Source organism: Homoserinimonas sp. A447 (genome assembly GCF_054489325.1).
Window position 1 is genome coordinate 3,189,568 of record NZ_JBTMWW010000001.1, and the last position, 11,863, is coordinate 3,201,430.

9 protein-coding genes and 1 riboswitch are annotated in these 11,863 nt (G+C 66.7%); of the genes, 6 read left to right on the plus strand and 3 right to left on the minus strand.

The window, feature by feature from the left end; all coding sequences use genetic code 11:
* The first annotated feature begins 29 nt into the window (after positions 1-29).
* From ACX3O0_RS15830 to ACX3O0_RS15845, 4 genes are read left to right on the plus strand one after another with little or no spacing between them, the layout of a single operon-like run.
* Positions 30-1,148, plus strand: a complete 1,119-nt coding sequence (locus ACX3O0_RS15830; protein WP_459108377.1) for a bifunctional 2-methylcitrate synthase/citrate synthase — start codon at positions 30-32, stop codon at positions 1,146-1,148.
* Between the two features lie 20 nt (positions 1,149-1,168).
* Entirely contained in the window at positions 1,169-1,996 is an 828-nt protein-coding gene (locus ACX3O0_RS15835; RefSeq protein ID WP_459108378.1) for an aldo/keto reductase, read from the plus strand.
* Positions 1,996-2,775: a sulfite exporter TauE/SafE family protein gene (locus tag ACX3O0_RS15840; RefSeq protein ID WP_459108379.1), complete on the plus strand. Its 780-nt coding sequence runs from the start codon at positions 1,996-1,998 to the stop codon at positions 2,773-2,775. Before ACX3O0_RS15835 ends, ACX3O0_RS15840 begins: the two co-directional genes overlap by 1 nt.
* Before the next feature lie 24 nt (positions 2,776-2,799).
* On the plus strand, positions 2,800-4,644 hold the full coding sequence (locus ACX3O0_RS15845) for a thioredoxin domain-containing protein (protein ID WP_459108380.1): 1,845 nt from the start codon (positions 2,800-2,802) through the stop codon (positions 4,642-4,644).
* A 14-nt stretch (positions 4,645-4,658) separates the two neighbouring features.
* Here the strand turns inward: ACX3O0_RS15845 and ACX3O0_RS15850 are convergent, their stop codons facing one another.
* On the minus strand, positions 4,659-6,176 hold the full coding sequence (locus ACX3O0_RS15850) for a chitinase (RefSeq protein ID WP_459108381.1): 1,518 nt from the start codon (positions 6,174-6,176) through the stop codon (positions 4,659-4,661).
* Between the two features lie 50 nt (positions 6,177-6,226).
* Complete coding sequence (locus tag ACX3O0_RS15855) at positions 6,227-8,539, minus strand: glycosyltransferase family 2 protein (RefSeq protein ID WP_459108382.1); 2,313 nt, start codon at positions 8,537-8,539, stop codon at positions 6,227-6,229.
* A 280-nt stretch (positions 8,540-8,819) separates the two neighbouring features.
* A riboswitch (guanidine-III (ykkC-III) riboswitch) is annotated at positions 8,820-8,887 on the plus strand.
* A gap of 13 nt (positions 8,888-8,900) precedes the next feature.
* On the opposite strand from ACX3O0_RS15855, the gene ACX3O0_RS15860 reads away from it, so the two are divergent.
* A complete protein-coding gene (locus tag ACX3O0_RS15860) occupies positions 8,901-9,221 on the plus strand; it encodes a DMT family transporter (protein ID WP_459092870.1) in 321 nt (106 codons plus the stop codon).
* Here ACX3O0_RS15860 and ACX3O0_RS15865 read toward each other — a convergent pair.
* Positions 9,218-10,795 (minus strand): dolichyl-phosphate-mannose--protein mannosyltransferase, encoded by a 1,578-nt coding sequence (locus ACX3O0_RS15865; protein WP_459108383.1) that lies wholly within the window; start codon positions 10,793-10,795, stop codon positions 9,218-9,220. The two genes, ACX3O0_RS15860 and ACX3O0_RS15865, sit on opposite strands and share 4 nt — an antisense overlap.
* 140 nt (positions 10,796-10,935) lie before the next feature.
* Between ACX3O0_RS15865 and rsmI the strand changes: the two genes are divergently transcribed.
* The gene (gene rsmI, locus ACX3O0_RS15870; protein ID WP_459108384.1) at positions 10,936-11,751 is read left to right on the plus strand and encodes a 16S rRNA (cytidine(1402)-2'-O)-methyltransferase; all 816 of its coding nucleotides are present in this window, start codon (positions 10,936-10,938) and stop codon (positions 11,749-11,751) included.
* The last annotated feature ends 112 nt before the right edge of the window (positions 11,752-11,863 follow it).

The window sequence follows — 11,863 nt, forward strand, 5'->3', positions numbered from 1 at the left end:
CCGACGCACGAACGCAGCAAGGGAGCACAATGAGCGACGAAATCCGCAAGGGGCTCGACGGTGTCGTGGCAGACACGACCGCGATCTCGAAGGTCAATCCCGAAACGAACTCGTTGCTGTACCGGGGCTACCCGGTTCAGGAGCTGGCCGAGAAATGCACCTTCGAAGAGGTCGCCTACCTGCTCTGGCACGGTGAGCTTCCCACCGGGGTTCAGCTGGAGGAGTTCCAGCAGCTGGAGCGTTCCCTGCGCCCGCTCGATGCGCGCACCAAACGGGTTATCGACGAGCTGCCGCTCACCGCGCATCCGATGGACGTCGTCCGTACGGCGGTCAGCGTGATCGGCGCCACCGATCCGACGCTCACCGCAACGGATGGCCTCACCGACCGCAACCTCAACGAGGGCCGCGCGGTGTACCTGTTCGCACAGCTGCCGGCCATCGTCGCCTACGACCAGCGCCGCCGCCGCGACCTGGAGCTGGTCGAGCCACGCGACGACCTGTCGTACAGCGCCAACTTCCTGCACATGACCTTCGGCGAGGTTCCCGACCTCACCGTCGTGAGCGCATTCGACGTGTCGATGATCCTGTACGCCGAGCACTCGTTCAACGCCTCAACCTTCACCGCCCGCGTCATCACCAGCACCCTGAGCGATTTGTACAGTGCTGTCACCGGCGCGATCGGGGCGCTCAAGGGCGCGCTGCACGGTGGCGCGAATGAGGCGGTCATGCACGTGTTCGAGGAGATCGGTACGGCGGACATGGCGGAGGAGTGGCTGAACACCGCGCTCACCGAGAAGCGCAAGATCATGGGTTTCGGCCACCGGGTCTACAAGAAGGGCGACTCACGCGTGCCCACCATGAAGGCGGCGCTCGACACACTCATCGCCGAGTACGACCGGCCGGACCTCGCCGAACTGTACGCCAACCTGGAGGCGGCGATGGATGCTCGTAAGGGCATCAAACCGAACCTCGACTACCCGAGCGGGCCGGCCTACCACCTGATGGGTTTCGACACCGAGATGTTCACGCCGCTCTTCGTGGCCGCCCGCATCACCGGCTGGACGGCCCACGTGATGGAGCAGCTCGAGGCCAACTCGCTCATCCGCCCGCTGAGCGCCTACAACGGTCCGGACGAGCGCCACCTGTAGCCGCGCATACGATTGACGGCATGACTGTCCCCACCATTACGCTCAATTCCGGCCACAACATTCCCCAACTCGGCTTTGGTGTTTTCAAGGTCGACCCGGTCGAGACCGAGCGCATCGTCAGCGACGCCCTTGAGGTCGGCTTCCGGCACATCGACACCGCTGCCATCTACGGGAATGAGGAGGGTGTCGGCAGGGCGATCGCCGCATCCGGCATCCCGCGGGACGAGCTGTTCATCACCACCAAGCAGTGGCACACCAACCAGGCGACGGATGCCGCGAACGCCGCGATCGAGGAAAGCCTCACCAAGCTGGGCCTCGACTACGTCGACCTGTACCTGATCCACTGGCCGGCTGCGGCTCATGACCGCTACGTGGAGAGCTGGCTCGCGCTGGAGCGTTTCCAGGCGGAGGGCAAGACTCGCTCGATCGGCGTCTCGAACTTCCTCGTCCCGCACCTGGAGCGGCTGCTCGCCGAGGGCACGATCGTTCCGGCGGTTGACCAACTCGAACTGCACCCGGCGTATCAACAGGGTGAGACGACATCGTTCGCACGCTCGAAGGGCATCCAGATCGAGTCCTGGGGCCCGCTCGGCCAGGGCAAGTACGACCTGTTCGGCGAGCGCGCGGTGGCGGATGCTGCCGAGGCTCACGGCAAGTCGCCCGCCCAGGTGGTCATCCGCTGGCACCTGCAGACCGGCAACATCGTCTTCCCCAAGTCGAATCGTCGCGAGCGGATGGTGGAGAACTTCGAGGTGTTCGACTTCGAACTCACCGAGGCGCAGGTCGCCGCGATCACCGCGCTGGAGCGGGGCGGTCGCGTGAGCAGCCACCCCGACGACGTCAGCTAGTGGGGCTGCCTCGCCGGCGGCTGCTGGGCCTCGGAGCCATCGGCCTGCTTGTCGGGTTCTTCTCCGGACTGTTCGGCGTCGGCGGCGGAATCATCCTGGTGCCGCTCCTGGTGCTGGCCCTCGGATTCTCGCAACGGCTTGCCTCCGGCACCTCCCTCGCCGCCGTGCTGCCGACGGCGATCGCCGGCCTGGTGGGCTACGCAGCAATCGGCAACGTCGACTGGGTGGCCGGTGGCGTGCTCGCGGTTGGCGCCATCGGCGGTTCCCTGCTCGGCACCTGGCTGATGCACCGGATGCCCCAGCGCCTGTTGCGCTGGATTTTCGTCGCTTTCCTCGCCCTGGTCGCGGCGCGGATGTTCTTCCTCGTTCCGGATCGTTCGGCCGACCTCGAATTCGGGGTGGCCACTATCGCCGGGTTGCTCGCCCTGGGCCTGGTCGTCGGCATCGTCTCCGGGTTGCTGGGCATCGGCGGCGGCGTCATCATCGTTCCTGCGCTGATGCTGCTTTTCGGCGTGGGCGACCTGGTGGCGAAGGGCACGTCCCTGCTCATGATGATCCCCACAGCTGTGACCGGAACGCTCGCCAACTCGAGGCGCCGGAACGTCGACCTGCGAGCATCCGCCGTTATCGGCCTGCTCGCGATTCCCGCATCGTTCGGCGGCGTCGCCGTGTCGGTGCTGATGCCGCCGGCGCTGGGCAGCATGCTGTTCGCGCTGCTGCTGGTCTTCTGCGCCCTGCAGCTCGCCTGGAACGCGTGGCGCCTCCGCCGAGCATCCTGAACTCCCAGGGCGTAGCGTGGTGGCATGGCCACTCGCTTGGCGGATGCCGTCAGCCCCTACCTGAGAAGCCACGCCGACAACCCGGTCGAGTGGTGGCAGTGGGGAGCCGAGCCGTTCGCCGAAGCCGAGCGCCGCGGCGTGCCTGTGCTGGTGTCGATCGGCTACGCCACCTGCCATTGGTGCCACGTCATGGCGCGGGAATCGTTCAGTGACGCTGCCCTCGCCGAGTACCTGAACGAGCACTACGTTGCCATCAAGGTGGATCGCGAAGAGCATCCGGATGTCGACGCCAGCTACCTGGCCGCGGCCAGCGCTTTCACCGAGAACCTGGGCTGGCCGCTGAACGTGTTCCTGACACCGGAGGGCAAGGCGTTCTATGCCGGAACGTACTTTCCGCCGGTCGCGTTGGCCGGGCATCCGTCGTTACGCCAAGTGCTGGAAGCCATCAACGGTGCCTGGACCGACCATCGGGATGAGGTGGAGAACACGGCGTCGGCCGTCGTCGCTGCCCTCGCTGAGCAGTCGTTGCCTGCCGCCGGCGAACTGCCGGCCGAGTTCGCAGGTGCGGTGCAGCAGCTGGAGGCATACGAGGATGCCGAGTACGGCGGCTTCGGTGGCGCACCGAAGTTCCCGGTCGCACCGGTGCTGCTCTTCCTGCTGTCCGAACCTGCCGGGGACAGCGGAAACGCGCTCGCGCTGCGTACGCTTGAGCGGCTGGCTGCGTCTGGGCTGCGCGACCCGATCGAGGGCGGATTCTTCCGTTATGCAACCATGCGGGACTGGACCGAGCCCCACTACGAGCGGATGCTGTACGACAACGCGCTCCTCCTCGACGCGTACACGCAGGCATGGAAGCTGACCGGTGCCGACTGGGCGGCGATCTCCGCGGATGGCGCTGCCGACTTTCTGGAGGATGTCTTGCAGCTGCCGGCCGGCGGCTTCGCTTCCGCCCAGGACAGCGAGAGCATCGTCGATGGGGAGCTGACCGAGGGGGACTACTACGCTCTGTCGCCGGCCGGGCGTTCCAGGCAAACACCTCCGAAGCGCGACGAGAAGGTGCTCGCCGGCTGGAACGGGTTGGCGATCGGCGCCCTCGCTCGCGCCGGCTTCGCGTTCGACCGGCCAGACTGGCTGGACTCGGCCCGGCGGGCAGCCGACTACCTGCTGGCTCACCACCTTCTGGCCGATGGTCGGCTGGTTCGAGCGTCCATTGCCGGGCGCACCTCGACGGCCACGGCGACGCTGGAGGACTACGGGATGCTCGCCCAGGGTCTGCTCGAACTGGCGCTGGCGACCGGGCAAGCCGACTACGCCGTGGCCGGCCGGAAGCTCGTCGACTCCACGCTCCCGGCGGTTCCGAGCGCCGGGAATCCCTTCACGGTTCCGGGCGGGGCCGACCCGGTGCTGGTCGCGCACGGGACCGCGCTGGCCGCCGACCCGTCAGAAGGGGCCTACCCGTCCGGTTTGACGGCCACGGCTTCGGCCGTCCACACGCTGTACCTGCTCACCGCGGATCGTCGCTACCTGGATGCCGCCCGCCACGCCATGGCCATGGTTGCGGCACCCGCCGTCGCCCGCCCGATCGGCTTCGGGGCGGCGCTCCGGCTGATGGCGGAGCTTGCCTCCGAGCCGGTGCAACTCGTCATCGTCTCGCCCACGGATGCTGCGTCACCAGGAGTGGCCACCGCGGCCCGCACCCACCCGGCGACCCTCGTCGCCTCGGTGACCGAGCCGCAGGCATCCGCCCTCGCCGAAGCAGGCTTCGAGCTGTTCGAGGGCCGCACGGCGCCGAGCGGCGAGCCCACCGCCTACCTGTGCCGCAAGTTCGTCTGCCGGCTGCCGACAACGGATGCCCGCGAGCTGGGCTGAGCCGTGGCGCGGGCTCAGTCGTCGAGACTCTCCTCCACCTCGCGGATCTCATCGACCGTCAGAGGGGCCCACGGCGAGCTGTCGGGGTTGGACGAGTACGCCTCCGGGCTCTCACCCTGATTCCACCACTTCGCTTCGTACGGAACATCGTCGAACAGCACGCGGTCACCCTTGTCGTAGATGGCTGTGCCCGCCCAATCGGGGTAAGTGCCGGAGGGGAGCGACGGCATCTTGATCGGCTTCTCCCCGGGCAGCACGGGGCCGATCAGGGTCCACGGAGTTTCCCAGCTGTTCAGCACGGGGTTGTCTGGCAGGTCGCCCTTCGTCCACCACTTGGCCAGGTAGACGTTTCGGTGCCACACCACTTTGGTGCCCTCGAGATACGAGGAGGTCTCCGCCCAGATCGGGTAAGGGCTGCTCTTCGGGTCGTCGACCAGGTCGGCCGCGTCGAGCGGTTCTGGCGTGGTGACATGGTCGGCGGCGTGCACCGCGCGGCCCTCGAAGCCTTGCGCCAGCAGGTCCGAGAAACGCAGGTCACCCTGTGAGACGCCGCTGCAGGCATCCGAAACCCTGGTGACGTCTGCGTAGTTGGGGCCGCAGGTGGTGTCGCGGTTCAGTGACCACATGGACATGCGCCCCAGCCCCTGCGCCTGGCCGAACGTGTTGAGCGCCCGAGCGTCATCCAGCGTGAAGACCTCATTGACCAGGTCGTTCTGGCCGATCATCGGCGTCGCCCCCAGCTTGGTCCAGAGGGTGCCAGGGGTGAGCTCGATGCCTGCGTTGCTGTAGATGAAGTCGAGTTGCCGATGAGTCTCGGTCAGGGCGCGGATGCTGGCTTCGGCCGAATTCTCGTCGGAGGCGAGGCTCTGGCCGAAGTTCATCGTCATGGCGTTGACCCCGGCGAGGTCCACGCCCGCCTCAAGAAACTGCTCTACCGCGGTTGCACCTTCCTCGGTGAGGCCGTAGGTGGCTGCCGGCAGCGTGAGCCAGATGGCGAGATCGTCCCCCGCGGCGCGCTCCCCGGCCTGCACCTCGGCGAGCACCTCAGCCCGGCGTTCCCCGGCTTCAGCGTCGGAGAGGTCGTCGCCCTCGATATCGAGGTCGATGGTCGATACGTTGTAGCGGTCGATGACGCTGCGGTACGCCTCGGCAAGCTTGGCCCGATCGTCGCAACTGGTGCTCAGCTCGTCATTGTTGAGCCCGCCGAACGATACGGCGATTCCACCGCCTTGCTGCTCGAGCCTGGCCAACCGCCGGTCGAGGTCGAGCTTCTCCGCCGCCTCGTCCAGCGTGTACGCGGTTCCCCAGGTCGGCTCACAGCCGTCGGTGGCCGACGCCACGATGAATGAGAGCATGACGTCCCTCGCGGAGTCGGTTGCCGGGGACTCGAACTCGAAGGTCGGCGTGGCAGTCACGTCCACGTAGGCGGCGAACCACGGTTCGACCGGTGCCTGCACCTGTGCGGATGCCCACCACTGGTAGGCGAAGAAGCCTCCGCTCGCCAGCACGGCAGTCAGGATGAGTGCGAGCACGACCCGCAGAGGAGCCAGCCGCCGCCCTTCAGAACGCCCCCCGGTCGACCTCATGAGGAACGCAGCTCCGTGATTCCGTGATCCTGCAGCTCGGTGACCAGGATCGACTCGCGGTCGGGTGGCGCCGATTGCACCGTGTCGCCGTAGTACAGGATCGCCCTCCAATCGATGGGTTGGTCGGCGGTGACCGGCTGTGGGCGGCTGCGGTTGTCCCGGGGTTTTCTCTCGACGTAGAGCCATTTGGTCAGGCCGATCCAGATGTCGACGAGTGAGTGTCCGATGCCGATGTAGGCGACGATCGCCATACTGGCGAGCACGGCGTTGAATGCCGCGAACGCAGCGTTGCCCCAGTTCTGCGCCTGAAAGTCCCGCAGGAAGGTGAGCACGGAGAACGCCACGATCAGGTAGGGCACCACCACGTAGATGAGAGGAGCGGCCGTTCGGTTGCGCACCTTGGGGGTGCGGGCGAAGGGGATCTTCTTGCTGGTGATGGCCTGCTGGATGGACTTGCAGACGCCGGCGAGGTTCACCGGCAGCAGGATCAGGTTGAAGCCGTAGATGCGGAAGACGTCGCTCGCCTTGTACCCGCAGTACCGCAGGTCAACCGCCATGGCGATGAAGTACGGGAGGGCTGCGAGAAGTACGACCGGGCTGAGCAGGCGACCGTCGTATGGGTAGGCGAGCAGGAAGATGAGCCCGAAACTGGCCCAGGCGATGGATGACATGTAGTTCACGCGCAACGCCAGTTCCGACCAGCTCACGCGTTCTCCGTGCGATCTGCGTTCCCGTACCTGTCTCACCAGTTTCGGCATGATGAGCAGTCCGCCGTTGGCCCAGCGGCGACGTTGAACCACCAGGGACCCGAAGTCGGGCGGGGTCGCGCTGTAGCTCAGCCGCTCCGGATAGTTCACCAACGACCATCCGTGGGTCCCTAGGTCGATGCTCGACTCGGTGTCTTCGATGACCGTGCGATCCTGCACATAGCGACGCACGGTGAACCCACCGACGGTCTCCGTCTCGACGATGTCCTCCAGCGCCTTCTTGCGGATGACCGCGTTCGCCCCCACCCAGAACGTCGCGTTGTGGAAGGTCTTGCCCTGGTGCAGGATGTGCTGGAGGTCCGTGGTGGCACCGGCCAGCCGCTCGATCCTGGTGCGAGCACCGCGGAACGACGAATACGGCGTCTGCGTCACGGCAACTCGCTGGTTGTCCGGCTGCTCGAGGAAGTAGACCAGGCGCAGGCAGTAGTCCCGAAGCAGCAGTGAGTCGGCGTCGAGGGTAAGCAGGTACTCCGAATCCGGAACGGCGAGATCGCCCGGTTCCGCGCTCTCCACCGCACGCAGCACGGTTCCGTACGGGGTCTCCTCCGGCCGGTAGATGCCGCCCATGAGCCCGATGTAGGCGTTCAGGTTCATCGCCTTGTTGGCTTCGTGGGACACGGATGCGTACAGCTTGCGCTCGAACGTGGCCAGTTCGGCGGAGAAGATCCACGCCAGGCGGCGGTACAGTTCGAGCATCCGTGAGGCGGATGGCGCCATGTGCTCTCGCTGGGCCGCCTCGAGCGCGGCCACCGTGATTCGCAGTTCCCCGGCCAGGCCGCGCAACACCTGGTCGACGAAGAACACGTCGACGTGGTCTTCGACCTTCCCACTGCGCGCGCGACGCTCCAGCCAGTCGGCAGCCCAGCGGTAGTGCTCGGCCAGCGTCGTCAACGATGTCTCGTCTATGGCGTCGACCTGGCTGTCGAACTCGAACTGGAACAATGCCGCGTTCATGCGGGCAGCCGGCGCGGCCAGGGCTTCCTGGATCTCCGTGGTGATGCTTCTCGTCTGTTCCAGGCGGCCGATCTCGGCAGGATGGGTCGGGAACGGCGGGTCGTCCAGCAGCAGCACGACACGCATCGATGGGTATTCCTGCAGGCAGGCCGACCAGAGCGTCGCGCGCACGACATCCGGTTCCTCGCTGTAGGAGGGAACCAGCACCGTCATGGCGCCGTGCCCCTGCCCGAAGTGGTGATCGAGCTCAGCCCGCGGCACCCGAACGTGGTGGCGGAAGCGCTGGAGCGCACCGTGCCTGGCCATCAGGTACATGAGGGCCGAGAACGTCAGGAAGGTGACGACAACCAGGTAGGAGATCGCTTCGGTGGTGAACCGGAAGCTCTCGGTGCCGTTGTTCAGGAATTGGGCCATGATCGTGTAGATCAGATAGCCGAGCCAGAACAGCACGGTGGCGACGATGGCCAGGCGGCTGTAGGTGATCGCCCGATCGCTGGGCCGCGGGTGTACTGAAGGCAGGGGTTCGGTGCTCTTCTCGGCTCCCCATTGGTGGCGCTGGGAACGCGAGGTCGGGTTGGGGGCGCTCATGCTGATCCTCAAGAGGAAGGCCCAATGCTGTTCGGGTAAGCAAAGCCGGGGGCCTTGGGTCAGCTACGCTACCCTGAGATATATTGGACTGCTACCGCGAACTGGGGGACGTTTGTCCGCCATTTGGGGGACAATTCGTCGATCAAACGGCGTGTCGATTCACATCTTGGGCGATTCATTCGGTATATGCGAACCCTGCTCGCGTTTGTGCGGGTCGCTACTCAGCCAGCACCCTTCCGCGCACTGCACAGCGGATGATCACGCTGCGGTGGTTGAATGGAGGCAGGCCGCAGCGTGTCGGTCTCCGGACGAGGGAGCAGTACCCGGCGAGCGACAAGACTGACCAGGAAAGGTCGTTGTCATGTTCGCGTGGATCATTCTGGTCGTGTCCGGAGTTCTTGAGGCCGTCTGGGCGACTGCCCTCGGCAGATCCGAGGGCTTCACCAAGCTGTGGCCATCCGTCACCTTCTTCATCGCCCTCGCCTTCAGCATGGCCGGCCTCGCCTGGGCGATGCGAGACATCCCGACCGGCACCGCCTACGCCGTCTGGGTCGGCATCGGTGCGGCCCTGACCGTCGCCTACGCGATGATCTTCGGTGGCGAGACCGCGTCCATCCTCAAGGTACTGCTGGTCCTGGGCATCGTCGGATGCGTGATCGGGCTGAAAGTCCTCGACGGCTAGCGCCAGCCCGGCAGCCAGAAGTGTGAGCGCACGAACAGTTCAGGCATCGGAATCCCCGCCCACACCGGGTAGAAGAATGCGCTCACCAGCGCCGCCGCAATGAGGAAGACGGCGACCAGGCGGATGCCGCTGGGCCTTCGCCAGGTCGGGTCGGTGCGGCGGCCGAGGATGATCCCGAGCACCATCGTCAGCCCGAGGATCAGGAACGGCTCGAACGAGATCGCATAGAACTGGAACATGGTGCGGCTCGGATAGAGCAGCCAGGGCAGGTAGCCGGCGGCCGCCCCGGTGAGGATCAGGCCGACACGCCACTCCCGGTAGCGGATGAGCCGGTAGACGAGGTAGACCAGGGCGGCTCCGGCTGCCCACCAGATAAGCGGGTTCGCCAGTGAGGTGATCAGTGACGCGGTGCCGTCGACTTCCGAATAGTGGAAACTGGTCGGCCGGGTCAGGAACAGCCAGGTCCAGGCATCCGCCGAATAACTGTGCGGGGTGCTCAGGCCGACATGGAAGTTGTAGGCCGACACCTGGTAGTGCCAGAAGCTCTGCACATCGGCGGGAACCCAGGCGAGCGGCCCCTGCCAGGCGTTGCCGGCCTCCTGGGCCCACTGGCGGTAGTAGCCGCCGCTGGTCACGAACCAGCCGGTCCAGCTCGCCAGGTGTGCGGCCGCCGCGATCGGCACCGTCAGCACGAAGCTCACCGGTGCCTGCTTCAGGATGGTGCCGGAAACCCAGAACATGATGCCGGCACGGCGGCGGGCGACGGCATCCACTACCAGCGTGTAGATGGCGAAGACGGCGAGGAAGTACAGGCCGCTCCACTTGACGGCGGATGCCAGCCCGAACAGCAGCCCGGCGGTGATCAGCCAGGGCCGCCACCACAGGGCCGGGCCGAGGTCTTTCGAACGCCCACGGCGGGCGGCCAGCCACGCCTCAAGGCGGCCACGGCTGTGCCAGCGGTCGAGCAGCACCGCGATGAAACCGAGGAGGGCGAACAGCATCAGGAAGTTGTCGAGAAGCGCCACCCGGGACAGCACAATCGCGTGCCCGTCGATCGCCATGAGACCCCCGGCGATCGTGGCCAGGGCGGTCGAACGGAGCAGCAGCCACGCGGCCAGGCACACCAGCGCAACGGCCAGAATGCCGGCTACAGCCGTGCTGATGCGCCAGCCCACGCTGTCCTCGGCCCGGAAGACGGCCAGGCCGAGGGCGATCAGCCACTTTCCGAGCGGCGGATGCACGACGAAGGCCGGGTCGGTGAGAAAGCCGTCGACGTGGCCTGCCTCGAAGTCAGGGTTCGGCTCCTGGGGCCAGGCGGACTCGTAGCCGAGGTGCAGCAGCGTCCACGAGTCCTTCACGTAGTAGGTCTCATCGAAGACCAGCGAGTGCGGGTTGCCGAGGTTCCAGAGGCGCAGCACGGCCGCCAGCAGGGTGACGGCGATCGGGCCGCCCCACTGCCAGAGCCGCTGCCGGAAAGGCGACCGCAGCATCCGCCCCCACCACTCGTCCGTGCGCGTGGAGTACGTGCGGCTGGCGACCGGTGCGTCGCCGGTGCGCACGGGTCCGCTGCTCATCCCGCCATGCTAGCGAACCGACACTCAGGGTTGAGGCGGAAGATTCCGGGGGTGAGTGTGCCCGCCGACCCTCGGAATCTTCCGACTGGGCGGCGGGGGGAGGGCTTCGGGGCGCAGCGGTCCAATGGGAAGATGGGGCGATGATCATCCTCGCCGCCACCCCGATCGGCAACCTCGGCGACGCCTCGCCGCGACTGGTCGAGGCGCTCAGCACAGCGACCGTCATCGCGGCGGAGGACACCCGCGTCACGGTGCACCTGATGCGGGCGCTCGGCATCGAGAATCGTCCGCGGCTGATCCCGTTGCACGAGCACAACGAACTCGACAAGGCTGCCGAGATCATCGAGCTGGCGCGGGAGGCGGATGTCCTGGTGCTCTCCGACGCCGGAATGCCCGCCATCAGCGACCCCGGCTTCGCGCTCGTGTCGGCGGCGGCCGCGGCTGGTGTGACCGTGACCGCGATCCCCGGGCCATCCGCTGTGCTGACGGCGCTGGCCCTCAGCGGACTTCCGACCGACCGGTTCTGCTTCGAGGGGTTCCTGCCGCGCAAGGGCGGCGACCGGCGCCGAGTGCTCACGGCCCTCGCTCGCGAGCCGCGCACCATGGTTTTCTTCGAGTCGCCGAACCGGCTGGCGGAGTCGCTGGCGGATGTCGCATCCGTTCTCGGAGCCGAACGCCGGGTCGCCGTTGTGCGTGAACTGACGAAGATGTTCGAAGAAGTGAAGCGGGGTGCCGCCGCAGAACTGGCCGAGTGGGCATCCGACGGGGTGAAGGGCGAAATCTGCATCGTCATCGAGGGTGCCGCTGCCCTCACCATCGACCTGCCGACCGGTATCGCGCAGGTGCAGGCTCTCGTGGCATCCGGGTCGCGGCTGAAGGATGCTGCCTCCGAGGTGGCCGAGGCAACCGGCCTCAGCAAGCGCGAGCTGTACGAGGGCGCCCTCGCCGCCCGCTGAGTCTGCCCCAACCGCCAGACGGTTTGTTGACCACACGCGGCCTCGGGGGTCGTCACTGTCAACAAACCGGCTCGCGGTTGGAGGCGCGTAACCGCATCCGCGCCCCGTTTAG